At 37.3% G+C, this 25654-nt stretch carries 20 protein-coding genes and 7 pseudogenes; 5 read left to right on the forward strand and 22 right to left on the reverse strand.

The annotated features are described in order from the left end of the window. Window positions 1-17: 17 nt before the first annotated feature. The 5 genes and pseudogenes from gnd (ACQKFG_RS21540) to ACQKFG_RS21560 form a co-directional block, all read right to left on the reverse strand. Entirely contained in the window at window positions 18-914 is an 897-nt protein-coding gene (gene gnd, locus ACQKFG_RS21540; protein ID WP_427562639.1) for a phosphogluconate dehydrogenase (NAD(+)-dependent, decarboxylating), read from the reverse strand. 29 nt (window positions 915-943) lie between these two features. Then, window positions 944-2464 carry a glucose-6-phosphate dehydrogenase gene (gene zwf / locus ACQKFG_RS21545; protein ID WP_427562642.1) on the reverse strand — a complete coding sequence of 507 codons (1521 nt, stop codon included), beginning with the start codon at window positions 2462-2464 and terminating at the stop codon, window positions 944-946. A 786-nt stretch (window positions 2465-3250) separates the two neighbouring features. Then, window positions 3251-4624, reverse strand: coding sequence for an IS1182 family transposase (locus ACQKFG_RS21550; RefSeq protein WP_427562645.1), 1374 nt, complete (start codon window positions 4622-4624; stop codon window positions 3251-3253). A gap of 536 nt (window positions 4625-5160) precedes the next feature. Continuing rightward, complete coding sequence (locus tag ACQKFG_RS21555) at window positions 5161-6012, reverse strand: YitT family protein (RefSeq protein WP_427562648.1); 852 nt, start codon at window positions 6010-6012, stop codon at window positions 5161-5163. Window positions 6013-6198: 186 nt separating this feature from the next. Further along, window positions 6199-6595 (reverse strand): annotated as a pseudogene (locus ACQKFG_RS21560) (winged helix-turn-helix transcriptional regulator). A gap of 222 nt (window positions 6596-6817) precedes the next feature. Between ACQKFG_RS21560 and hxlA the strand changes: the two are divergent. The 3 genes from hxlA to ACQKFG_RS21575 all read left to right on the forward strand — a co-directional run bounded on the left by hxlA (window position 6818) and on the right by ACQKFG_RS21575 (window position 8885). Next, on the forward strand, window positions 6818-7465 hold the full coding sequence (hxlA, locus tag ACQKFG_RS21565) for a 3-hexulose-6-phosphate synthase (protein ID WP_048686234.1): 648 nt from the start codon (window positions 6818-6820) through the stop codon (window positions 7463-7465). A gap of 7 nt (window positions 7466-7472) precedes the next feature. Next, a complete protein-coding gene (gene hxlB / locus ACQKFG_RS21570) occupies window positions 7473-8030 on the forward strand; it encodes a 6-phospho-3-hexuloisomerase (protein WP_056519727.1) in 558 nt (185 codons plus the stop codon). Window positions 8031-8168: 138 nt separating this feature from the next. Further along, window positions 8169-8885, forward strand: a complete 717-nt coding sequence (locus ACQKFG_RS21575) for a 3-ketoacyl-ACP reductase (protein WP_427562652.1) — start codon at window positions 8169-8171, stop codon at window positions 8883-8885. A gap of 97 nt (window positions 8886-8982) precedes the next feature. Here ACQKFG_RS21575 and ACQKFG_RS21580 read toward each other — a convergent pair whose 3' ends face one another. The 10 genes and pseudogenes from ACQKFG_RS21580 to ACQKFG_RS21625 form a co-directional block, all read right to left on the reverse strand. Further along, complete coding sequence (locus ACQKFG_RS21580; RefSeq protein WP_427562729.1) at window positions 8983-9066, reverse strand: IS3 family transposase; 84 nt, start codon at window positions 9064-9066, stop codon at window positions 8983-8985. Further along, window positions 9050-9205: an integrase core domain-containing protein gene (locus tag ACQKFG_RS21585; protein ID WP_427562655.1), complete on the reverse strand. Its 156-nt coding sequence runs from the start codon at window positions 9203-9205 to the stop codon at window positions 9050-9052. Before ACQKFG_RS21585 ends, ACQKFG_RS21580 begins: the two co-directional genes overlap by 17 nt. A gap of 407 nt (window positions 9206-9612) precedes the next feature. Further along, on the reverse strand, window positions 9613-9849 hold the full coding sequence (locus ACQKFG_RS21590) for a transposase (protein WP_427562658.1): 237 nt from the start codon (window positions 9847-9849) through the stop codon (window positions 9613-9615). Between the two features lie 9 nt (window positions 9850-9858). Further along, window positions 9859-9990, reverse strand: coding sequence for a hypothetical protein (locus tag ACQKFG_RS21595; protein ID WP_427562661.1), 132 nt, complete (start codon window positions 9988-9990; stop codon window positions 9859-9861). 236 nt (window positions 9991-10226) lie between these two features. Beyond that, window positions 10227-10426 (reverse strand): annotated as a pseudogene (locus ACQKFG_RS21600) (IS3 family transposase); the annotation flags it as partial. A 228-nt stretch (window positions 10427-10654) separates the two neighbouring features. Beyond that, a pseudogene (locus tag ACQKFG_RS21605) lies at window positions 10655-11215 on the reverse strand (recombinase family protein). A 189-nt stretch (window positions 11216-11404) separates the two neighbouring features. Beyond that, window positions 11405-12742 (reverse strand): glucose-6-phosphate isomerase, encoded by a 1338-nt coding sequence (locus ACQKFG_RS21610; protein ID WP_427562664.1) that lies wholly within the window; start codon window positions 12740-12742, stop codon window positions 11405-11407. 54 nt (window positions 12743-12796) lie between these two features. Then, the gene (gene gnd, locus ACQKFG_RS21615; protein WP_427562667.1) at window positions 12797-13690 is read right to left on the reverse strand and encodes a phosphogluconate dehydrogenase (NAD(+)-dependent, decarboxylating); all 894 of its coding nucleotides are present in this window, start codon (window positions 13688-13690) and stop codon (window positions 12797-12799) included. Window positions 13691-13775: 85 nt separating this feature from the next. Next, on the reverse strand, window positions 13776-15230 hold the full coding sequence (gene zwf / locus ACQKFG_RS21620) for a glucose-6-phosphate dehydrogenase (RefSeq protein WP_427562670.1): 1455 nt from the start codon (window positions 15228-15230) through the stop codon (window positions 13776-13778). A 656-nt stretch (window positions 15231-15886) separates the two neighbouring features. Beyond that, the gene (locus ACQKFG_RS21625) at window positions 15887-16252 is read right to left on the reverse strand and encodes a winged helix-turn-helix transcriptional regulator (RefSeq protein ID WP_031538335.1); all 366 of its coding nucleotides are present in this window, start codon (window positions 16250-16252) and stop codon (window positions 15887-15889) included. Between the two features lie 131 nt (window positions 16253-16383). On the opposite strand from ACQKFG_RS21625, the pseudogene ACQKFG_RS21630 reads away from it, so the two are divergent. After that, window positions 16384-16837, forward strand: a pseudogene (locus ACQKFG_RS21630) (orotidine 5'-phosphate decarboxylase / HUMPS family protein); the annotation flags it as partial. A 47-nt stretch (window positions 16838-16884) separates the two neighbouring features. Here the strand turns inward: ACQKFG_RS21630 and ACQKFG_RS21635 are convergent. Both ACQKFG_RS21635 and ACQKFG_RS21640 read right to left on the reverse strand, forming a co-directional pair. Continuing rightward, window positions 16885-17142 carry a hypothetical protein gene (locus tag ACQKFG_RS21635; protein ID WP_427562674.1) on the reverse strand — a complete coding sequence of 86 codons (258 nt, stop codon included), beginning with the start codon at window positions 17140-17142 and terminating at the stop codon, window positions 16885-16887. 75 nt (window positions 17143-17217) lie between these two features. Further along, window positions 17218-17643 (reverse strand): annotated as a pseudogene (locus ACQKFG_RS21640) (IS110 family transposase); the annotation flags it as partial. Between the two features lie 151 nt (window positions 17644-17794). Between ACQKFG_RS21640 and ACQKFG_RS21645 the strand changes: the two are divergent. Next, window positions 17795-17947, forward strand: coding sequence for an aspartyl-phosphate phosphatase Spo0E family protein (locus ACQKFG_RS21645; protein ID WP_427562732.1), 153 nt, complete (start codon window positions 17795-17797; stop codon window positions 17945-17947). Between the two features lie 65 nt (window positions 17948-18012). On the opposite strand, the pseudogene ACQKFG_RS21650 reads toward ACQKFG_RS21645, so the two are convergent. The 5 genes and pseudogenes from ACQKFG_RS21650 to ACQKFG_RS21670 all read right to left on the reverse strand — a co-directional run. Beyond that, window positions 18013-19108, reverse strand: a pseudogene (locus ACQKFG_RS21650) (IS3 family transposase); the annotation flags it as partial. 310 nt (window positions 19109-19418) lie between these two features. Beyond that, the gene (locus tag ACQKFG_RS21655; protein WP_427562677.1) at window positions 19419-20507 is read right to left on the reverse strand and encodes a GerAB/ArcD/ProY family transporter; all 1089 of its coding nucleotides are present in this window, start codon (window positions 20505-20507) and stop codon (window positions 19419-19421) included. Between the two features lie 26 nt (window positions 20508-20533). Next, window positions 20534-21613 carry a Ger(x)C family spore germination protein gene (locus tag ACQKFG_RS21660; RefSeq protein WP_427562680.1) on the reverse strand — a complete coding sequence of 360 codons (1080 nt, stop codon included), beginning with the start codon at window positions 21611-21613 and terminating at the stop codon, window positions 20534-20536. A gap of 28 nt (window positions 21614-21641) precedes the next feature. Further along, on the reverse strand, window positions 21642-23177 hold the full coding sequence (locus ACQKFG_RS21665; protein ID WP_427562683.1) for a spore germination protein: 1536 nt from the start codon (window positions 23175-23177) through the stop codon (window positions 21642-21644). Between the two features lie 984 nt (window positions 23178-24161). Further along, a pseudogene (locus ACQKFG_RS21670) lies at window positions 24162-25567 on the reverse strand (NAD-dependent succinate-semialdehyde dehydrogenase). Between the last annotated feature and the right edge of the window lie 87 nt (window positions 25568-25654).

A 25654-nucleotide genomic window follows, 5' to 3' on the forward strand; every position in this document is an offset into this window, starting at 1 on the left:
ATCCATCCCACATTAACCTAATCGCTTTTTTCAACTGCATGTCCACCAAACTCGTTCCGAAGGGCAGCAACCACTTTCCCTGTAAAGGTGTCATGATCTAAAGAACGGTAGCGCATCAAAAGAGACATGGCGATCACTGGAGTGGCTGCCTGCAGATCCAAGGCCGTTTCCACTGTCCACTTTCCTTCTCCTGAAGAATGCATCGTTCCTTTGATTTGTTCTAAGTTTGCATCTTTAGAAAAAGCACGTTCTGTTAAGTCGATGAGCCATGAACGAATGACTGAACCGTTATTCCATACTCTTGCCACTTTTTCATAGTCAAAATCAAACTCACTTTTCTCCAGTACTTCAAATCCTTCGCCAATCGCAGCCATCATCCCATACTCGATTCCGTTGTGGACCATTTTTAAGAAATGGCCGCTTCCTGCTGGACCAGCATATAAATATCCTTTTTCTACCGCTGTGTCTCGAAATATGGGTTCAACCATACTCCAAACTTCTGCATCCCCACCGACCATGTAACAAGCTCCGTTACGCGCTCCTTCCATCCCCCCCGATGTACCAACATCCATAAAGCTTACACCAACTTGCTTTAGCTGGCCGTAGCGGCGAATGGAGTCCTTATAATGAGAATTACCAGCTTCGATTACGATATCGCCTTTACTCAAGTATGGAGTGATCTCATTTATAACTGAATCGACAACAGCGTGCGGAACCATGATCCAGATAATTCTGGGGCCGTCCAGGATTTTAATAAGTTCCTTAAAACTCGATGTTTCTATAGCACCGTACTTACTGATTTCTTCTACAGCATTAACATTTAAATCGAAGGCGGCTACTTCATAGTTGTGGTCAATTAGATTTTTCCCTAAGTTTAACCCCATTTTCCCTAACCCGATTAATCCAACTTGCATCCTCTTGTCCTCCTGTACTATTCGTGTTGTTATCGTATTTTTAATGCTTTTACTGATTGATCTTTTGAAATCATCTCATACTTAGACCCTTGGTATTCCCACCAATAAAACCCGTCCTCTTTTAAAAGTTCATCCGAAGCACCCGGCCCCATCGAACCTGAACGATACAAATGTAAGGGGACTGTGTTTTCCTCAAACGCTTCTAAAACTGGCTGCACCCAATTCCAAGATAATTCCACTTCATTCCAGTGGGCAAAGAATGTCGAGTCACCGCGTAATGCATCAAAGATTAAGAGTTCATAAGCTTCGGGTATGTCTTTTGCTCCTGTTGAGAAGTCAATTGAAATAGGCTCAATTTTCCCGTTTTTTAGCGGATTCTTACTATTCAATTGCAACGATATCCCTTCATTGGGATTGATATTGACAATTAATAGATTTGGTTCCGTTTGTTGATCGGATCCATACAATTCCTTCACTGGATTTTTAAACTCTATGACGATACGTGTCGACTTTTCCTTCATTCTCTTTCCTGTACGGATATAGAAAGGAACTCCTCCCCAAAAATCATTATCAATCCATAAACGGGCGGCAACAAAAGTATCATTGACAGAGGAAGAATCAACCCCAGGTTCCTCCCTGTATCCAACCACCGGCTCATGATTCATTTCTCCGGCACTATATTGGCCACGGACAACTTGAGAACCGACATCCTCTTTCTGCAAAGGCCGCAATGATTCCATCACCTTTCTCTTTTCATTCCGGATATCTGCCGCACTTGTCGTTTTTGGTAAATGCATGGCCGTCATCATCAACATTTGCAGCATATGATTCTGGAACATATCCCGGATGGCTCCGGCTTGATCATAGTAGCCCGCTCTATCTTCTACTCCAACCGTTTCACTAGCCGTTATTTGTATATTGGCTATGTGCTGATTATTCCATAAGGATTGAAGCACAGGATTTGTAAATGCCAATGCTTCGAGGTTTTGAACCATTGTTTTGCCAAGATAATGGTCTATCCGGTAAATTTCCTCTTCGCTAAAAGATTTGCGTAGCCTTTGATTTAAATCTTGGGCGGAAACCATATCATGCCCAAACGGCTTTTCAATAATCAGGCGTTTCCATCCATTGGTCGTTCCCAATCCGCTTTCTTTAATATTAGAGGCGATTTCATCGAAAAACTCGGGTGCAACAGACAGATAGAATAATCGATTTTCAGGAATGTTTAACTCTCGTTCACGCCTCTGAACCAAATTAAGCAGTTCTTGATACCCTTCCACATCCGTTACATCTAATTGGCTGTAACGAAACGCGTCGATAAATTCTTTTAATTTAGCTTTATCTTCGATAAAGCGTCTAGAAAATGTTCTTAATGAATGTTCTACATTTGTTTGAAATGTACCATCCGATAGTTCTCTCCTGCCTAACCCAATAATTGAAAATGACTGGGGCATCTTCTTATCTAAAAACAAATTAAAAAGAGCCGGATAAATTTTTCTTTTGGCCAAATCACCCGTTGCTCCAAACAAAACAAAGGTCATAGAATCCACTTTTCATTCCTCCATTTTTCAAAACTCTAATACTTGATAATTGTTGGTTATGGTAGCCATATAAGGCACATCAAATTTTTTACGATCTAAATGATTGCAGACTTTCGCTACCCTGCATCCGCTTTATACACATGATTATTTCACCCAACTTGCACCATGAAAATGAATTTCCGGAAATGGTCCTAGCCACATTGAGGACATTAATCATTTGTAGTGATCGTTAAACATCTTTCGCAAACTTTTCGATGTTTTGCTTTTTCCTTCCCCCTCATCGTTTCATTCCTTTCTGCATTCATTAATAGACGATCTATCTTGAATAATGCTTATAACTTCCACCTAACAACTGTATCGGATGTTGTTACAGTTGAGAAAGATTTGATTTATCTTAAATCCGATCTTATTTTCAAAATACTAAGGAGAATTCTTCATTCCCCTGTTAAAAGGCCTAATGGTATATGTCCCTTTTCATCTTAACAATTGCCGCTTAAAAAAGATTGGTTGCTGCATTGATGTTAGTATAATATCTACAACAAATAATTAAAAGTACGCACTTCTTTTTTATATAATGTTAAAAAATATACTTAGTATACTTTTATATACCATATGGGGTTGTGAGATTTTCAATTAGAGGATTTAAAATAAAAAGATCTTCGTTATTTACGAAGATCTCAGTTTGTAGACAAAAGGGGTTCGGGGTTCGGAATTATAAAATTCCGAACCCCTTTTGAAATTCCCTTTGAATTTTGGTCCAAGGTTAAGATATTGGGGCTCTACGAGCCCACTCTGTTAGGCCATTTTTGGACCTTGCCATGTCCAATTGGCCATCTTTTTTAAATTAATGGCAGCGAAAGTAAGCATCGCTTGCATCGACAATTTTTTAAGTCCCCTTAAAGTAGTCCAACGCATACCATGCTTTTCTTTTGCATCTGCGAATACACGCTCAATTGTTTCTTTACGTTTCGCATATATAGGTTTTACATCTTGATGAGTACGCAGATGATCTGCTTCTTCCACATATGCTTGAGAGATATGCCGTGTCACCACTTTTTGGTGGTCTTTGCTTTCTGTACACCGTGATAAAGATGAGCATGTTGCACAAATGTGTTTTGGCGATTTGTACTCGCGATAGCCCTCTTTATTTGTTGTTGAGTACTTTAAAGTCTCGCCCGAAGGGCAAAGGTAACAATCAAAATGTTCATCGTAAATATATTCATGTTTGCGATAGAATCCTTCTTTTGTACGAGGACGTGTATAGGGTGAAGCCGGTGTAATTTCTTTTCCAAATAGATAGCTTGTAATGACTGGTGTTTTATAAGCTGCATCTGCCGCAACGGCTTCGGGTTTTCCAACTTTCTCAATCACTTGTTCAACAAGTGGCTCTAATATATGACTATCATGCGTATTTCCAGGTGTTACAATCGTTCCCAGTACAAAACCGTTGCGGTCTGCGGCCGCGTGAAATGAATAGGCAAACTGTTTTGTTCGTTCATCTTTCACATAGTAGCCACTTTCAGGATCAGTTGTACTTTCTTTAATCTCTTTGGCTTCTTCCTTATCAAATTTATCCGGTGGGAAAGGCTTCTTTCCATGGTTTTCACGATCTTGATTTATTTCTTCTTGATTTATTTCTTCTTGAAGGCGTCCTTGATACGCTCGTGTTTCCTTGCGAACGATTTTCTTTTCAAATTTCCGCTTATTCGCACTGGCTTTCACATGTGTGGAATCAACGAATACATGCTCTGCACTTATTAACTTTCTATCGGCAGCTGTCATTAAGATGCGATAGAATATCTGTTCAAACAGGTCTGTACCTTTAAAGTGCCGCTCATAATTTTTGCCGAACGTTGAGAAGTGTGGCACTTTATCATGGAAACCGTAACCTAAGAACCAACGGTAAGCCATATTTGTTTCAACTTCTTCAATCGTTTTACGCATTGAACGAATACCGAAGGTATATTGAATGAATGTCAGTTTAACTAATGTAACTGGATCGATACTTGGGCGACCTACCTCTGAATACATATCTTTTACCAAATCATAAATGAAAGTGAAGTCAATGGCTGCCTCAATTTTACGAACCATATGGTTCGCTGGCACCAGTTGATCCAAAGTAATCATTTCAAGTTGATCTCGCTGAATAGAATTATGTTTCGGAAGCATCGTCATCACCTCAAGTTTTAATACTCCTATATTAAAACAAAATAGACTGTAGGCAAAAGTGTTTATTTCTAATTGTTAAAACAAAGTTGATTGGAACGGAAGGTGCGAGACTCCTGCGGGAAAAGCGTGTCCAAGGGAGACCCCACAGGCGCAAAGGCGCCGAGGAGGCTCCCTGACCGCCCGCGGAAAGCGAGTGCCTGGAGTGGAAATCAACGATCGAATTTTTACAACCCCTCAAAAAAATGTAGACAAACTCGATTTTCATCGAGTTTGTCTACAGTCTGAGATCTTCGTTATTTACGAAGATCTTTCAAAATTGCCTTGGAGTCATTATTTAAATAATAGTTTGATCGACTCATGATAAATAAAGGAATATCCTTGGGTTCACGACTCGTTGTAATGTTTTGCTTACTGCTGACTCTTTGCCCTTGTCGTTTACACAGTCATTTATCAAAGCTTTGCGAATTGATTTATAACGGGCGATATACACAAGTATCAACATGAGGCTAATTAATATAAGCAAATATTAAGCTTTATTATTTAGAAGGATTTGCTTTCGGTAGTATAAGCGACCTATCTATACCAGATGTTTCACAAACATAGGACGCCTCCATAATAGCTGATGGATCTGCTGCTAAAACGACACTTTTTAATTTGGAAAAAAGAAACCTGTTCGTAATACAATAAATAACCTTCTTTCTTTCCCCTAAAAAACCGCCTTCTCCATATAAAAATGTGATGCTGATATTTAAATGACTGATAATGCTATCTCCAACTTCATCAGGTTTTTCTGAAATGATCATGACAGATTTCCCATGATTTAATCCATCTAAAACATAATTAATCATTTTCGTCACTATATAAAAAACTGCCAGAGAAAGCATGGCCTGTTCCAATGTATAGACAACCGCCGCAATCGTAAATATGAAAGCATTTACGACTAATAAAAATGAGGCAATCGGAAATCGATAGTGTTGGTTAAACCAAATCGCCAGCATTTCAGTGCCATCTATTGCACCGCCAAATTTTACAACGATCCCTATCCCAACTCCTAAGATTACCCCACCGTATAAAACAATTAATACTTCAGATTTAGTAATAGGAGGAATCGATTTAAATAGCACTAAACCAACGGTAGTAATGATATTTGCATATAGAGTTCTAATGACAAAGGTTTTACCCACTTCTTTAGCTGTAAAAATTAAGATAGGAATATTTAAGCCCAAAAATACAACATAAATTGGGATTCCCCATAAAGCATTGGCCATAATCGATAACGCTGTTACACCACCATCTACTAGCCCGTTTGGTGCTAACATCGTTTCTAATCCCATAGCAACGATTGACGCCCCAAAGGTTAAAAAAACATACTCAACAAATTTTTTCATCATCTCACCTGAAAATATGTATTTTTCATGATTCCTTACTATAAAACAGTTCAGCTAAAATCCTTTACAACACAGGAATATTATTTACCTTTTTCCATATTGTATTCCTTTATTTCCTTTATGCACTGGATCATTGCAAATAAAAGGACCACAAGTCTTGACTTATTAAAAGTCTACCTGTGGTTTTTAATCCCCTCTTTTTAGAACGATTGCTATTTTAATAGACGCACTTTTATTGGCAGGAGTATCCATCACATTCTCCATAGAGTTTTTACCCCATTCACACATGGAATCGAGTATTGGCATTAAGCTTTTTCCTTGTTCGGTCAATGGATATTCCACTTTTGGCGGAACAACAGGATAGACTTTTCGTTCAACAATGAGGTCTTCTTCTAGCTCGCGTAATTGGTTAACAAGCATTCGTTGAGTAATGCCCGGCATAAGAGCCTTCAGCTCACCAAATCGCTTCGTTCCCTCTTTTCCTAAATGCCACAAAATCAACATTTTCCATTTAATACCAATAAATAACATAAAGCGTTAATTCTTTTTCACAGTTAAACATTTTGTCCTGCATACGTGACATTTATTTCACCTCCACTTCTATATAGAATAACGAATAGTATACTTTTTAACACTATGTAAAAATAAAGTGCGTACTTTTACACTTTTAATATATACATTATACTAACACTGTACCATTGTTAACGAGAGCATTGGTTACAGTTGCCAGGAGAAATGAAAGTGAGCAATGAGCATACTTACTACTGTGCAACAAACTTAAAAAATTCTGAGGAGTGAAACATAGATGGAATTACAATTAGCATTAGATTTAGTCAACATTCCAGAAGCAATCGAATTGGTAAAAGAAGTAGAGGAGCATATTGATATCGTAGAAATCGGAACACCGGTTGTGATCAACGAAGGTCTCCATGCTGTAAAGGCAGTAAAAGAAGCATTCCCTAACTTAAAAGTATTAGCAGACCTGAAAATTATGGATGCTGCTGGATATGAAGTGATGAAAGCTTCCGAAGCAGGTGCTGATATCATCACTATTCTTGGAACGGCTGAAGATATGTCGATTAAAGGTGCTGTAGAAGAAGCGAAAAAACAGGGTAAAAAAATCCTTGTCGATATGATTGCGGTAAAAGACCTTGCTGGACGTGCTAAAGAAGTGGATACTATGGGCGTGGATTATATTTGTGTTCACACGGGCTACGATCTTCAAGCAGTCGGAAAAAATTCTTTTGAAGATCTACAAACCATCAAAAGTGTGGTTAAAAATGCTAAAACGGCCATCGCAGGCGGCATTAAATTAGAAACACTTCCAGAAGTCATAAAAGTAAATCCGGACCTTGTCATTGTAGGCGGCGGGATTACTGGACAAGCTGATAAAAAAGCTGCTGCTGCCAAAATGCAACAAATGATCAAAGAACAAACGGTTACAGCAGGTTAATCCTAAGATGCAGACAACTCAATATGTAGCAGAAATCTTAAAAGAGCTTAATCATTCAGCTGACTTAATCGCAGATGAAGAAGCTGAAAAACTCGTCAACGGGATACTTGAATCGAAAAAGGTTTTTGTCGCCGGTGCAGGCAGATCAGGATTCATGGCCAAATCCTTCGCTATGCGGATGATGCATATGGGAATTGATTCTTATGTAATCGGTGAAACTGTAACTCCCAACTTTGAAAAAGAGGATATCTTAATCATCGGATCCGGATCCGGGGAAACAAAAAGCTTAGTCTCCATGGCTGAAAAAGCAAAAAGCATTGGTGGTAAAATTGCAACTGTCACGATATTCCCTGATTCCACTATTGGACAGTTAGCCGATATCACCATTAAATTGCCTGGATCCCCGAAAGACCAATCAGAGGGGGATTATAAAACCATCCAACCAATGGGCTCACTATTTGAGCAGACCCTTTTACTTTTTTATGATGCGGTCATCTTGAGATTCATGGAGAAAAAGGGATTAGATACCAATAAGATGTATGGCAGACATGCCAATCTTGAATAAAACATAGTCCTAAGAATGTAATAACCAAAAGACCGCAGACATACTAAAGAAACTTTGCGGTCTTTTGGTTAGTCTTTAAAACATTATTTTGTTATTATTAACAATTATTCTGAATTTTTTAAAAAAAGGAATGATAGCATGATTTCATTAAAAGGAAAAACTGCTTTAATTACTGGGGCAGGCAGAGGAATCGGGCGTGCTACTGCGATTGCTTTAGCAAAAGAAGGAGTTCATTTAGGATTGATTGGATTAACGATGTCAAATCTTGAAAAGGTAACCGCGGAACTAGAGCAATATGATGTGAACGTTTCAGTAGCAACAGCAGATGTAGCCGATCTTGAAGCAGTTCATCATGCTGTTGAACACATCAAATCAGACCTAGGTTCTATTGATATTTTAATCAACAATGCAGGTATAGCTAAATTTGGCGGTTTTCTTGATTTAACTCCTGAAGAATGGGAAAAGATCATCCGAGTAAACTTGATGGGTGTATATAATGTAACAAGAGCCGTTTTACCTGATATGATTGAAAGAAAATCAGGAGATATTGTGAATATCTCCTCAACTGCGGGCCAAAAAGGAGCACCTGTTACAAGTGCTTATAGCGCTTCTAAATTTGCTGTTTTAGGACTAACGGAATCACTCATGCTAGAGGTAAGAAAGCATAATATCCGTGTAACGGCATTAACACCAAGTACAGTTGCAACTGATTTGGCCATTGAAACCAATCTTATCAGTGGAAATCCTGAAAATGTTATGCAATCAGAGGATTTAGCAGAGCTGCTTGTAGCCGGGTTAAAGCTTCATCCAAGAGTCCTAGTAAAGACTTCAGGATTATGGTCAACTAATCCTTAATTTGAGAAGCGATCGACTCTTCTTTTCTATATTGGATAAGAAGGAGGAACATAGTTGTAAAGTGTACCCTTTGTAAAGGACATTTTAAAAAAAGGTATTAGGCAGCCTGAGTTCTATATTGATATGGACTCAGGTTGTTTAATTTTTTCTGGAAGCGATGATGGTTATAGAATCGAATAATACATACTTACAGCACCGCGAACCTCTTCAGAGGTACCGAAGGAGTTCATATAGAAACACTCCGATTTAAAGTGGCTGAAGAAATTCTCCATACAAGCGTTATCCCAGCAGTTTCCCTTTCTTGACATACTGGATTGCATTTTATATTTTTTCAAAATTGGTGGGAAGTGTATTGGTACCCCTGGTCGCTATGCAGAAGAATTCCTTTAACATTCCGTTTTTTCTTTGCTTTTTTTATTGTTATCTATTACAAGTTTTAAGTTGTTTCTTCGGCTGACTTGATAAGAAATGATTTCATTGTTATAGAGGTCTTTTATGGCGGATTGGAAAAGTCTCTGTTTATAAAAAAAATCAAATATGTAATGTCAGTTACCCATTTCTCTTTAGGTCTGGATGCATGAAAATCCCTATTAAGAAGGTTTTTAGAAATGACATATGCTTCTTTCTTCCCGTAATAAGGTTTCCTTTTCCGAATCAGGGACTTTAACCCTAGCTCCCCCGCATAAGACGTTGGACACGCTTGTGGTTCAGGTTTAAACCGTAGATTTTATCCAGCCATACCATACCCATAGATTTCTTTTAGTTTATTGTAGCATCCTATAATTTTTTTCTTAATCTCTTCATCATCCAGTTGCTTTTCAGAAGTCGATATTTTACGTTTTAACCATTTGTAGTATCCACTTCTTGATACATGTGCAATTTCGCATAATAACTGAATAGGGTAGTGTTCCTTGGACATTTCCCTAATTACCTCATACTTTTTCCTTGTCGTTACTGCCTTCATTCCCCATTTTTACATCTTTAAGAGCTTTTTTAGCATGTCGTTCTCCGCCTCTAAACGTGTGATTTTTTCTTCTGAATCCTCCGGAGCTGTTCTTGGTCTGCCCTTACCAAGCCCCTTCGCTTTCCCTCGTTTCTCTTCCAAACCCAGTATGCCTTCAGCTTCAAAGTACCTACCCCAGCGGCGGACTTGATTTTTATCAATTTCTATTTATCAGCGACCGATTGATATAACTCATATCTCCATTAAGATATAAATCAACGGCCTGCTTTTTGAACGCTTTATCAAACGTTCTTTTAATATTACCCATAGAAAAATCCCCTCCATATATAGACAGATTAGTGTACTTTCTTTTTTCTGGCTACTAAAAGGGGATCATATCATTGTACAGGGGTCATCTTTTTTAGGTTCCATTGATATCTGTTATAGTTATAGTAAGTGATGTAATTGTCTATTTCACGTTTAGTTCATCTAAAGTTTTACACGGCTTAATATTTGCTTCTTCTTTAAGGTGGCCAAAGAATGATTCTATCGGTGCACTATCCAAACAGTTTCCCCGTCTAGACATAGATTGGTGTAATCCCTAAGCCCCTTAGCAACTTTATGCGCAAATTGATTTTCTTCAGGTGTAGGGGAGTAAATATCACGTAGTTCTTTTGAAGTAGGACGTTTTTTAAATCTTGGGTAAAGTCTACTCTACGTTCTATGGATGCCAAATTGCCAACTCCATTCACAGTAATTTGGGATAGTAACAGAATAGCTGCCCTAACCTATTCCATCACATAATTCCTAAATTTATAAGAGGTTATTAATTTACTTCTTTTAGTTTTTTTTTATTAATTGCTCGATATAATGAACCCTGTGAAAGTCCTGTACCTTCTAAAATTTCTTTTACCGAGTAGTCTTTACTGTCATACATCCTCAAGGTTATTTCAATTTTTCCTTGATCAATTTGGTCTACCTAGGCTTTCCTCTTTGCTTACTAGCTTCTAATCCTTCTTTAATTCTCTCTACAATTAAATTTCGTTCTAATTCTGCAATGACACACATCATTTGAAACATGGCTTTTCCTGTTGATGTTCTTGAATCCATGTTCTCTTTAATAGAAACGAACTTTACACCTGTATCCTCGAATTGCTGAATAATAGAAAGAATATCAAGTGTTCTTATCCCTAATCGTGAAATATTTTTGCTACAACGGTATCACCTTTCCGTATAACATCTAGCAATTAGTTAAGTCCATCTCAATCCTTTGTAGTCCCAGTAAATTTCTCTTGAGCATTTTTTTACAGACATACTCAGAAAGTAATATAATTTGTCGGTCTAAATTTTGGTCAACTTTCGTAACTCGAGTATAACCGATTGTCATAATGAAGCCTCCTGCACAATTTTATAACCTAATTGTACAAGAGACATCATTTTGTAAAAGTATTTGGTAAAACTTTTGGTAACCTGTAAAATTAGTAAAATCAAGTATCAGTATTTCTCATAAACGTTGTTACAAAAATATGGTTTTTGGTAACAATCTTTTTATTAGTACAAAACCAATCAGATATAATTATTTTGATAAACGCTCCATGAGAGTAGCTTTTTCTGCTTCAAAACCAGGTTTGTCAAGTAAAGCAAACATATTCTTCTTGTATGCTTCGACTCCAGGCTGGTCAAATGGGTTAACTCCTAATAGATGGCCACTAATCCCACATGCCTTCTCAAAAAAGTAAACCATCTCACCGTAAGTGTATTCATTCATTTCATCCAGTTCAATCACGAGATTAGGTACTTCTCCATCTATATGAGCCATAAGGGTACCCTGAAATGCACTTTTGTTGACTTCATCCATCGTCTTACCGGCCAGGAAGTCTAATCCATCAATATTTTCTGGATCCTCCTGAATAGTCACTTCAATTCGAGGTTTCTTAATCTGTAAAACCGTTTCTAAAAGGTTTCGTCGACCTTCCTGCACATATTGTCCCATTGAATGCAAATCCGTTGAAAAATCGACGGAAGCAGGAAAAAGACCCTTTTGATCTTTTCCTTCACTTTCCCCAAATAGTTGTTTCCACCATTCGGATATAAAATGAAGAGATGGCTCATAATTAACCAGCAATTCAATCACTTTTCCCTTATTGTAGAGTGCATTTCGCACTGCGGCATATTGGTAGCATTCATTTGTCATTAATTCTGGATTATTGTACTTACGTGCAGCAGATGCAGCTCCTGCTATCATTTGATCAATGTCTAATCCTGCAACGGCAATAGGTAAGAGACCTACTGCTGTTAGGACAGAATATCTTCCACCTACATCATCTGGAATAACAAATGTTTCATATCCTTCTGCGTCTGCAAGTTTTTTTAATACTCCTTTTTCCTGATCAGTAGTGGCAAAAATACGTGTTCTTGCCTCCTCCTTTCCATACTTTTGTTCCATATAGTTACGAAAAATACGGAAGGCTAGGGCAGGCTCTGTTGTTGTTCCTGATTTAGAAATAACATTAACCGAAATATCTTTTCCTTCTAATAGCTCTAATAAATGCGTGATGTAGGTGGAGCTGATATTGTTCCCAGCAAAATAAACTTGTGTCTTACCGTCTATTTGATTATGAAAAGTATGAGACAAAGCTTCAATTGCCGATCTTGCCCCTAAATAAGAACCACCGATGCCAATAACAATCAGAGCATCTGATTGATTTTGTATTCTTTTTGCAGCTTGTTTAATACGTGAAAATTCTTCTTTATCATAGGTTAGTGGTAAATCGACCCACCCAAGAAAATCAGAACCAATACCTTTCTTTTCATGAAGCATTCCATGAGCTACTTTTACAAATTCACTTAATCCTTCTACTTCACTCTTTTTCATAAATGGCAAAGCATTGGTGTAATCAAACGAAATAGTCATACCTTATATTTCCTCCCAGATCTATTTTTGGTTACTCTTATCTATTTTTCCAAATCATTTTTTTTCCACAGCATGTCCACCAAATTCGTTTCGCAAAGCAGCAACCACTTTACCTGTAAAGGTATCATTGTCTAAGGAACGATAACGCATTAATAAAGACATAGCGATAACAGGGGTAGCAGCTTGAAGATCCAATGCTGTTTCAACTGTCCATTTCCCTTCACCAGATGAATGCATAGTGCCTTTAATTTCATCTAATTTTGCATCTTTAGAAAACGCGTGTTCTGTTAAATCCATGAGCCAAGAACGAATAACCGAACCATTATTCCAAACTTTTGCTACCTTTTCATAATCAAAATCGAATTCACTTTTTTCTAATACTTCAAATCCTTCTCCAATCGCAGCCATCATTCCGTATTCAATTCCATTGTGAATCATTTTTAGGAAGTGACCACTACCTGCTTTTCCAGCATATAAATACCCATTTTCTACAGCTGTATCTCGAAAAATGGGCTCGACAATGCTCCATGCTTCAGGCTCTCCCCCAATCATATAACAAGCTCCATCCCGAGCACCTTCCATACCCCCGGATGTGCCGGCATCCATAAAGCTCACTCCCACTTCCTTTAGCTGGTTGTATCGACGAATGGATTCCTTATAGTGAGAATTACCAGCTTCAACCACGATATCTCCCTCACTCAGAAATGGTGTTATCTCACTAATAACGGAATCAACAACGGAGTGTGGAACCATAATCCAAAAAACTCGTGGCTTTTCTATTGATTGAACAAGATCTTGTAAGCTAGATGTACCTTCAGCCCCGTATTTCTTTATTTCTTCAACAGCATTTGTATTTAGATCAAATGCTACTACATCATGTTTATGGTCAATTAGGTTCTTTCCTATGTTTAGCCCCATTTTTCCTAATCCAATTAATCCGACCTTCATCATTAATCCTCCTTGAGTATTTCTATATTTTTTGAGTTTTTCATCTATAGCAGAATGGATTCAAAGTATAATCATAATCTTTCTTTTACCACCATCTATAACCATCCTCTTCCAATAATTGATGAGCAGCTTCAGGTCCCATCGAGCCAGATTGATATGAATGAAGTGGAACAATATTTTCCTCAAATGTCTCTAAAATAGGCTGTACCCATTTCCAAGATAATTTCACTTCGTTCCAATGAGCAAAGAAGGTAGAATCTCCACGCAGAGCATCAAATATTAAGAGTTCATATGCTTCGGGCACGTCTTTTTTACTCGCTGAAAAATCAACAACAATAGGTTCTAACTTTCCATTTATCGGGTTTTTACTATTTAACTGCAACGAAACACCTTCATTAGGACTTACATTAATAACTAATAGATTGGGTTCAGCATTTTGGATTTCATTGGTATACAAATTCTTTAATGGGTTTTTGAATTCAATCACAATCCGCGTTAATTTTTCCGTCATTCTTTTTCCTGTCCGGATATAGAATGGGACCCCGTCCCAGAAGGAATTATCAATCCATAGACGAGCAGCAATGAATGTATCGTTTTTAGAAGAAGCAGCAACGCCAGGTTCTTCTAAGTATCTGACTACTGGTGTACCGTTTATTTCACCTGATCCATATTGGCCACGAACGACGTGGATACCTACAGTATTTTTCTGTAATGGTCGCAGAGATTCCATAACTTTTCTTTTCTCATTACGGATATCTTTTGCACTAATCTGTTTTGGGAGATGCATGGCTGTCATCATCAACAGCTGTAGCATATGATTTTGAACCATATCACGAATAGCGCCTGCTTGGTCATAATAACCAGCCCTCTCTTCTACACCAACCGTTTCACTAGCCGTAATTTGCACATTGGCAATAAACCGATTGTTCCAAAGTGATTGCAGAACAGGATTGGCAAATTCCAAGGCTTCAAGGTTTTGAACCATTGGTTTTCCGAGATAATGGTCAATCCGAAAAATTTCGTTTTCTTCAAAAGCTTTGCTTAATTTTCCGTTTAAATCTTCAGCAGATTTTAAGTCATATCCAAATGGTTTTTCGATAATCAATCGTTTCCATCCCTTTGTCGAACCTAAGCCACTCTTCTTTATGTTTAAAGCAATTACATCAAAGAATTCAGGAGCAACAGAAAGATAAAACATTCTATTCTCTTCAATACTCTGGTCTTTTTCATTTTGTTGAACGAATTCAACTAACTTCTTATACCCTTCAGTATTCGTGAAATCTAACTGGCAATAACGAAATGCCTTTACAAACTCTTGTTTTTCGGATTTATCATTTATCAAGTGTCTAGAAAAAGTGTATAGCGAGTCTGTTACATGGTTTTGGAAATCAACATCAGACATTTCGTCTATTCCTACACCAATGATCAAAAAAGAATCTGGTAATTTTTGATTCAAATATAAATTAAACAAGGCAGGGTAGATTTTTCGCTTAGCTAAATCCCCAGTTGCCCCAAATAAGACAAACGTCATAGAATCCACTTTTCATTCCTCCACATTTTCAATAGAAAAATGTCTGATTTTCTTCGTTTTCCCTACAAAAACAACAAGGATTTTCGCTATTGCGTTATCCTACTTTTGGATGTAAGATTCGTTTATTTCTCCCAGCTTGTCCGGTAATAATGATATCTCTTAATTGAGAATGTCCACATTTTGGACAGGTTTCATTATTTATGGTGATGGTTAGACATCTTTCACAAACTTTTCGCTGCTTAGTTTTGAACCTTTCCATGCGGATCTCTCCTTTCGTCAAAAGCAACAACATGTATAAATTATTAAATGAAGTTTCACTTCATCTCACCATGCTTGTAGTAGTATTCCCTTAAGGTTTGGTAGTATTCTTTAAGCTCGCTATTACTTGAGCAAAATCAGTATATTACGTAAGTTATACTTTTGAAAGTACGCACTTTATTAACACATAGATACATTTCGTATAACATAGTGTTAAAAATAACACTATAAACATGAATCCAATACCAAGTAACTGATTCCTTTATTAAATGTTGTGTTTTTTCAACCTTTTAAATACGTAGAGATATAAAAAACCACGGACAGCATCTTTATTAAGATAGCTAACCGTGGTTTGTTAGTATATGAACTTTTTACACTTTTTCGAACCCCTAGGAGAAACTCTTTTTTTACTGAATAGACGATTTGTTTTCTGTTTCTTTTTCTAATACATTCTCAATATAATCTTTACCCCAGTCATACATTGCATCCAGAATAGGCATCAGACTTCTTCCATACTCAGTGAGTGAATATTCAACTTTTGGCGGAACGACAGGATAGACTTCACGATGAACAATCAAATGGTCTTCAAGTTCACGCAATTGATTAACAAGCATTCTTTGAGTGATACCAGGCATGAGGGCCTTTAGTTCACCAAAACGTTTGGTTCCTTCTTTTCCCAGATGCCACAATACCAACATTTTCCATTTTCCACCAATAATCGAAAGAGTCAATTCTTTTTCACAATTAAACACTTTTTCCCCAAGATTCGGCATTTATTTCACCTCCAACTCTTATTATGTCCCATAGTATACTTTTTATTACTATATGATAAAATAGTGCATACTTTTAATTTAGTAACATACCCAGTATACTGAATATCGTACCGTTAGTAAATAGCTATCATTTAGCTGATCTTAAAATCATGGATGCAGCTGATATGAAGTTAGCCAAGCATCTGCAGCAGGCGCTGACATCATCACCATTCTTGGTACAGCTGAAGACGAGTCCATTAAAGGTGCTGTAGAAGAAGCAAAAAACAAGGTAAACAAATCCTTGCTGATATAATCGCAGTAAAAGACATTGAAAGTCGTGCGGATGAACTTGGAGTAGATTATATCTGTGTTCACACAGGTTATGACCTTCAAGCTGTAGGAAAAAATTCTTTCGAAGACCTTGCAACCATTAAGAGCGTTGTAAAAAATGCGAAAACGGCTATATGCAGTCGGAATCAAATTAGAAACACTTCCAGATGTGATTAAAGTACAACCAGATCTTGTCATCGTAGGTGGTGGTATCACAAGCAAAGACGATAAAAAAGCAGTTGCAGCTAAAAGCAAGAATTGATTCAACAAGGTTAATTATAACTATGAAAGCTACTCAATATTTAGCTGAAGTCGTTCAAGAATTAAGTCGGACAGCCGACTTTGTCTCTATTCATGACAACATCTATTTCCGCTTTAGCAACAGCCACTTCTTTTTTAATGGATTCCACTTCCTCCTTTGCCATTTTTATCACGGCAGCGGATACTTCAGCTACTATTTTATCTAACCGTTTTAAACCTTTTATCTCGTTCTTCTTCATGTTTAGATTTTCCGTTAAAGGTTCTACCAAAACGCGGATCAGTTCGGATTGTTTTTCTATGGTTTTTTCTTGCTGGTCCATTCTATCCGTTATATCTCGTTCAAAACGCGTTCTGTCAATTCAAGAAGTTACTATTCAATTTGGTTTTACAATACTACTCTGAATCGAATGTGGGATACCTGGCGGAAAGTTGGCCAATACAAGCAGGGAACGGGCTTTTTTATGCCCGGAATGTCGCTTCATACATGATTTCCACCCGTTTACGATATCTTGAGGCTGTAAGGAACATAATTCAGCTGGGGTAGGAAAGAGGCGTAGGATTGCGATTGCCCCTTTACATGATACGTCTTTAAACACTTGCCGGAGCTCAGGAAAGACCACCAAGCGATTAATTTGGTTGATGGAGCTAACAAGACGCTTAATGATCACATCTCGGTTAGCCATAAGGACACGAAGTTTTTCAAATGATTCTGAAGTGGAACGAACGAAGGCATAGTAGCCATTCTTCACCATATCAGCGATGACAAGGGCATCTTTTTTATCACTTTTGGATTGCGTAATATCACGATTTTCTTTGTTTCTACTGTGACGTATTGCAGTATAATCTTATGTCGATTTCCCTACTTATTAGCAAGTTTAAGAAAAAACATTTTAATCATTACATAATTGTAATATAATCCTAAAATAGAAATTAGTTACCCACAAAGGAGTATTCAAAATGTGCGAAATAAAAATGTATAGAGAGTTAGAATTAAATATAATGAGCCTAAGAAAATTACTTATAGAAACTGGTGTTAAGAAAGGTCTAAATCATCAGGAAACACTTGAATATAGTGAAAAGCTAGACAAGTTGATTCTTAAGAAATCCCTAATAAATAATTATTAAATACTTTAAAGATTTACCAAAGCCATGGATTTGAGTCAATATTTTGGACACAAAAAAGTTAAATCTTAAGCTGTATTTGTAATTTGATCTTCAATGGCTTGTGGTGTTTTATATCCTAACCTGCTGTGAATTCTTTTTCGGTTTACCACCCTTCAATAAATTGGAATATCGCTAATTTAGCTGTTTGGTAGTCTAGATACTGTACATGGTTGACTTCTTCCTTCTTTAATATCGCATGAAAAGATTCAATACAGGCATTATCGTACGGGCAACCCTTCTGGCTAAAGGATCGCTTAATATGATGATTCTGGGTATGTTGAGTAAACTCACTGCTTGTATATTGTGAGCCAAGATTCGTATGAAGAACTAAGCCCTCCGATGGCTTTTGTGAAGAGTGAGCGTTATCGAAAGCTTTTATGACCAGTTCTGTCGCCATAGAAAGTGAAAAGGAATACCCTACTATTTCCTTAGAATGAAGATCCAATACAGAAGCTAAATAACACCATCCGTCTTTTAACCTGTGGATATACGTAATATCAGCTACCCATTTCTCATTAATGGTCTGGGTAGTAAAGTCTCGTTTAAGCAAATTATCCAACTGAATAATCTTTTCTTTTGATGGATAGGGACGGTATTTTTTCTTCCTGATAGAACGAATACTCGCTTTGTTCATTAGGCGTTGAACACGCTTTAGACTTAGGGAAAACCCTTTGGTTAATAAGATTTTATGTATCTTGGGAGCACCATAACGTCCCTTGCTTTCTAAGTAGATGAGATGAATTTTCTTCGTTAGCTCTTGGTTTTCCTGTTCGCGATTGGATACGACAAGTTGAAGAGACTGATAATGGCTGCTTCTTGGGATTTCTAGTATTTCACACATCTTCTGTATGGGATATTGTTTCTTGTGTTCCTCAATAAATTCGGTAAGATCTGTCTCGGTTACTTTTTCGCGAATATGGCCATAGCCTTTTTTAAGATTTCAACTTCTTGCTTTAACCGAAGGTATTCCTTCTGTATGGCAGCTAATTCCTTTGGAGTCATAGACTCTTCCCCTAAACCGATAGGGATAAATTCTTTAACCCATTTATAAATGGTAACTTCTGATACGCCATATTCGCCGCTTAATTCTTTGACCGAATTACCCGAGTGATAAAGATCTAAATAGTCTTCTTAACTCATCATTCTATTTTCCACCTGTATTCTTACGTTCCAAGACGGACACATCCTCTCAAAAATCATTGTAAGGACTTAACTAAAATGTGTCCATGAAACTATACTAGCTCCACATCAGTGTGACAAATCCCCGACGCAACAAGGCGAACTAAAACCTCACCTAGTTTAGGATCATCCATTGTAATTTCTGTGATTTGGAATGGTTCACCTTCCCAAATGTAACTGCTGACCTTTTCTGTTGAATCCTTACAAAACGATCTGCCCAGATTGTATTATAAGTTTCTAGAAGCTTTCTATCCTACTTAGTTATTTTATGCTTAATATGAATGTACAAAAAGAGAAAAGGGATATATAGATACACAAAGTAAAAAGCAATGTTTGAATACATTTCATTCAATCGCTCTATTTGACTCCTCTCTTTGAGCACATTAGCTAAAATAAAGAATAGGACCAGTACAATGAACAGACTTATACGTTGTTTCACATTTATTACTTTCTTAATAGCACGACAACCAGCCCATATTTTCACACTGATATTGGGTAATACGAGAAGTAACCAAATCGAAACAACGATAAATTCGACTCTTTCTATTAGAGGGAATTTCGCAATTTTCATTTGAGCTAATGTTGGCCATATTACATGGTTTAATTGTCCTTCACTAAAGAAGACAAATGTGATGAGCGCTATTATTAGATAAAGTAAGCTTGAGAACAAAAGTCCAAAATGGGCCCATTTTTGTGATCTGTCTGGATTTTTTATGAATGGGTAGAACATGAATAAGGTCTCAAAGCCAACATATTGAAACAACATAGCTTTAGAGGATGATACGATTTCCTTCACAGAGTGGTTAAATACGGGTAATAAATTGTTAAAATCGGCAAATTCCAATGAAAAAAAATTAAGGGGAAACAGGATAATAAAAGGTATGATAGTTCCCCAGAAACACATTCCAGTAATCACGCGGAATCCACCGGATACAACGTAATAAATGAGGACTAGAAGAATGAGGCTTATTTGCCAGGTCTTCATTAGGGGAAACAGCCAAACTTGAACCACTTCAATATAAACACGGAAAACAATTAAACCCAATATAAGAAAGTAGAAAATCACAAAAATGTTGAACAGTCCGCCAATCCATTTTCCAAAGCAAAATTTGTGAACATGTATGACATCATTGTTAGCAATTCCAAGAATACGATAGATCATCCAAACTAGTATATGTATGCTTATACTTGATAAAATGATGGAAATCCATGCATCATAACCTGCGTCCTTCGTTATATCTCGTTGAAAACTCATGATTCCTATGCCAATAATATTCGTGTAGATCAGAAAGAAAACGTAAAAGGAAGATACTAAATGTCGTTCGTCTAGTAATGACTTCACGTGGTTCCTCCTCTTATCTTGAAGACTTACTCTTCAATACCTGTTTTTAGGATGTCAATATTTGTGTGTACAGTGGTTTTTACTTCTGGGTATATGTCCATAAACCGTTGATAGTCCCAATTTCTTGAGGTGGCTCTAACCTTTTCTCCCAACCCAATGGGATCTACATTGTATCCTTGTGCCAGTGAAATTAAACGTTGGACCTCTTCCTTAAAGTGTTCATTTAAAATTCGTTCCAGTTTTACAATATCTTTATCTTTTTTCAAATCAAACCAGGATGATGCTTTTTCAATCTCTGCATGGATGGTTAAATCGATGAATATACTCGGAATGCCTTCGCTTTTCTCAACCGTATATGTAGTTTTTGCATCCAGGTTTTTCAAGAGAATAAAACCTTCCTTTTTATTTTGTGTGATTTTGGCTTTATATTGCCCATTTTGAGACCCATCAATTAATGTTTTTAGAATAAAGGACTTTCTTAAATTAATATGATTTAAGTACTTCCCGTTCTTTAATAAGGCTAACCCGTCAATTTTAACTTGACCTTCCTCTAGGATAAAATAAGGTAAAACTTGATCCCTCCCTTCTTGATGAAAATGGTTCAAAAACATGTGCAGATTCATTTTTGGCAAATTACCACTTTCAATGTTTTGATTGATTTTTTCACTTAAATGGAATGGAAGATTCACATGTTCACTGGATTGAAGTATATCTTCGGCTGTGTTTTCAGCAATGCCCAACTGCATTCGACTCCCCGTATTTGGATTTCGGGCAAGATTAGTGATAACATCTTCGATCCCTTGTGTGGCATATTCCTTACCGAACAATACAAAATCTAATTTTCCTGTCTCAATAGGATAGGCTGATTTTGCATTCATGGTCGGGAGTATGTCTTCATATGAATCAGACACCGTTTTAAAAATCTTCAATTTGACCTTCCCCTGCTCTGCGAAAATAGGATAAATAGCAGTTCCTTTGACTTTGCCTTCTTCCCGATCATATCCTAGAGCTTCAATTATCTGAACTTCATCAATGATCCTCTCATGTATACCACACCCTGATAAAAAGAAAGTTAAGCTAAAAGTTAACAGAAAACATAATTTCATTTAATTCACCTTTATTATCCTTTCCTGGTTATTCATCAAAATCACTTTTCTTTTTTTTGTGATTATGTGGGTGGTATCTCCAAATTGATTTAGGACGTAAGTAATTTGGCCTTTTGTATGTTTTACTATAAGAAGAACGGATCAGGCTGTCCGTTAAATCCTCAGGCCTAAAAGGATAAAATGGAACGGTATAGGGTGTTCCTAAAGATTCTAACCGTGTAAGATGAATGATTAAAAAGGCAATCCCTATAACGATACCTAGTCCCCCCCAAATAGATGCGAAGAGAATTAAAGGAAAACGTAAAAAACGTATAGTGTTCGACATTTTATAAATGGGGGTAGTAAAGGAAGCTAAGGCAGATAGGGCGACTATAATGAGTAAGACATTACTTGTAAGGGACGCCTCAACTGACGCTTGGCCGATAACAATACCGCCCACTATTCCCAATGTTTGTCCTACCTTTGTAGGTAACCGGACTCCCGCTTCACGTAATAGTTCAATCGTGAATTCCAGAAAAATCACCTCTAATACCGGCGGAAACGGGACATTATAACGAGAAGTACTAAGTGAACCGAATAAATCGTTTGGAATCATCTCGTAATGGTAAGTGATAACGGCTATATAAATAGATGTCCCAAAAATGGAGAAAAGGACACTAAATACCCGTATTAAACGAAAAAAAGATCCAATAATCCATGGGAGAAAGTAATCTTCAGGTGAAATAAAATAATCAATGATCGTAGAAGGACCTGTAATGACATATGGCGACCCACTACAAAAAACAGCTACTTGTCCGTTAATAAGAGCTTGAACCGCCCTATCCACACGTTCAGTTGGAAGAAGCAAAGGAAACGGTGTATGGGAATTATCTTCTATAAATTGATGCAGCAGAGCAGTATCAAAAATGACATCAAAATCAATATCTTGAAGCCGTTGGGTCATGGTATTAACATGCTGCTCACTCGTAATCCCATCAATATGAGCAATAATAACTCGAGTATTTGAAGTAGAACCAATGTTTAATTCTTTCGTAATTAGATCAGTTGTATTTATTTGTTGTCTTAATAAATGTATATTTACATCAATATTCTCAAGAAACCCAATTTGTGGCCCCACCACACTAAACTCATTTTCAACGTTATTTTGTTCACGCAATCCAGCTTTATCATTGGATAAGAGAATTAAAGCAACCCTTTGATCATTTTCCTTCATTTGAAGTATCGCATACCCTTTAAGTAACTTTGATTCAGCTTCGTTCCGATTAGCCGTTATTACAATATCTTCTATTGCGATGATTTTATTTATGTCATCAATTTTCTCTAGCCTGTCTAGTTCAAAAGGGGTCTCTCGGAAAATCATTAGGATTTTCAGTTGGAGTTGTTGTTGATCGACCAGTGTATTGTAGTAAGAAATGATTAAATGTCCCGGTTCATCCGTAAGTGGAAATTGTTTAAAATCACTGGATTTTTTAGCCTTAGCAAACAGCTGGCCAATATCTTGTGAATTCTCAGTCACGGCCTGTTTGTCTTTATTATTTCTAAACTTTCGTTTTTTGAAGAACATCTAATCACCTGCCTATTACAAAGGAATTCATATCCTTCTATATTATGTGAAGGCATCCCCATATTTATGTAAATCCGTTTTATTATAAGTGAAAACTTTATCCTCTCCAGTTTACATAATATAAATATAGCTTAGAGTAAGCAAAGGACCATGATCTTAATAGAAATAATCCCTGTAGGGGTAGGGTCGGACAGCAAAACACAAATTTACAAAGTTAAAACTTTTTCAAAATAAAAAGAGCCAAAAGGCTCTCTTAAATCATCGAATGGAGTTTAAATTCTAATGCTCCCCTGTATGATAAGTTAAATATTACAAGATATTGTTAATTTAAACCATGTTTAATCATTGGTTTAAGGGCTACTAATCACTTAAAATAATTTATCTTTCATAAGTGTCTTCACTACTTAAATTTGTTGAAATAGAAAATAAACTTCATTAATGGTTTGTTTAAACGACTTCACCGGAAGGGTGCGCATCCAGGCTTCAGATAAGGAGGAATGTTCGTTTATCTAATAGCAGCAGAAGCCATGAGCCGTTTGGAGGATGCAATACAGTGATTTTCAAGTGTATATTACTGTGTTTTTTCATTCTATCAATTAGTGTTTAACATTATTAGCGATTATAATATGTTAAACACACATTATAAATAGAAAACGTGTATATTATGTATTAACATTTGATAAAAACAAGCCAGATTTACTATCAGTGTTTAGTTTACATAATACTGATTATCAGCAATTAAAAAAACTTGGATTTGAAGTCTTCCTAAAATAAAGTCAAATTCATATATAATTTGATTGGAATTGCTTCATGAATCTCAAGAAGATAACAACTAAAATACAAGTTATGTTTCTATCGAATTATTTTCACTCCAGAACCTAATACGTTGAAAAGGACGAGCTGTTGCCAGCTCCTTATTCTATTTCTTCTTATGTGTACAGAACCGAAGTTTTATCACCCCAACGGCGAATGTAGAATGTTCGATTAAATGCCGATGGAAATGTATTTCACTTCCAAAAACTCCTCAATACCATAATGGCCGCCTTCACGTACTAGTCCGCTTTCTTTAAATCCACCAAATGGTGCCTGTGCAACAGACGGAGTGCCGTCATTTACACCAACGATCCCGTATTCCAAGTCCTCACTTACACGAAACGCACGTCCAAGATTTTCAGTAAATACATACGCTGCTAATCCGTAAGGAGAATTGTTCGCACGTTCAATCGCTTCTTCTTCCGTTTTAAAGGTCGTAATCGGCGCGACTGGTCCGAACGTTTCTTCTTTCATACAAACCATTTCATCTGTTACACCGCTTAAGACTGTTGGTTTAAAGTAATAGCCGTTCGTTTCTCGAAGCGCATTGCCACCGGCCAATATTTTTGCGCCTTTATCGACTGCATCAGAGATATGGCTTTGTACTTTTTCTACTGCTTTGTCGTTAATGAGCGGACCGATGTCAGCCTCTTCTTCTAAACCGCTGCCTACTTTTAATTCCGAAACAGCTTTCACGAACTCTTGTGTAAATGTTTCGGCGATCCCTTCTTGCACATAAATGCGATTTGTACAAATACATAGTTGACCGGCATTACGGAATTTTGATTCAATAACACCTTCCACCGCTTTTTCGACATCGGCATCGTCCATCACAATGAACGGTGCGTGACCGCCCAATTCAAGCGAGACCTTTTTCACGGTGTCCGCTGCGCGTCTCATTAAATATTTGCCGACCTCCGTTGAACCCGTAAACGTAATTTTCTTTACACGGGTATCGTCTAGCCAAACGTTTCCGATTTCTTTCGGGTCTCCTGTAACGACATTGACAACCCCTTTTGGGATGCCTGCTTCTTGCGCGAATTTTGCTAAAAGCAACGCAGTTAACGGAGTAGACTCAGCTGGCTTAACAACGACCGTACAACCTGCTGCTAATGCCGGGGCTACTTTTCTTGTAATCATCGCCGCCGGGAAGTTCCAAGGCGTAATCGCTGCGACAACACCAACCGGATGCTTTTGAACGAGAAGGCGTTTATCAGAATGCGCAGCCGGAATCGTTTCTCCATATACACGCTTTCCTTCCTCTGCATACCATGTAAAAAAACTGTTGGCATACTGCACTTCACCAAGCGCTTCTTTTAATGGTTTTCCTCCATGGTCATCGTTTTCGCAATTTCCTCTTTGTTTTGATCGATGAGAGTAAACCACCTTTTTAAGTATTCACTACGTTCATAGGCCGTCGTTTTCGACCACGTACGAAACGCCTTATGTGCCGCATCTAATGCCGTTTTTGCTTCCTCTCTCCCGCCGTTTGGCACGGTCGCAATGATTTTTTTTGTGGCAGGATTATCTACTTCTAATACGTTATGAGTATTAACCCATTCGCCATTTATGTACATACTGTAATGTTGCATTGATCTTTCCACTCCTTTTTCGTTTCAAATAAATGCTCGCAATCTTCTCCTTGAAAGAAGGTTCTTTTGTAA

This window comes from Peribacillus sp. NPDC076916, assembly GCF_050269675.1.
Lineage (GTDB): Bacteria > Bacillota > Bacilli > Bacillales > DSM-1321 > Peribacillus > Peribacillus aracenensis.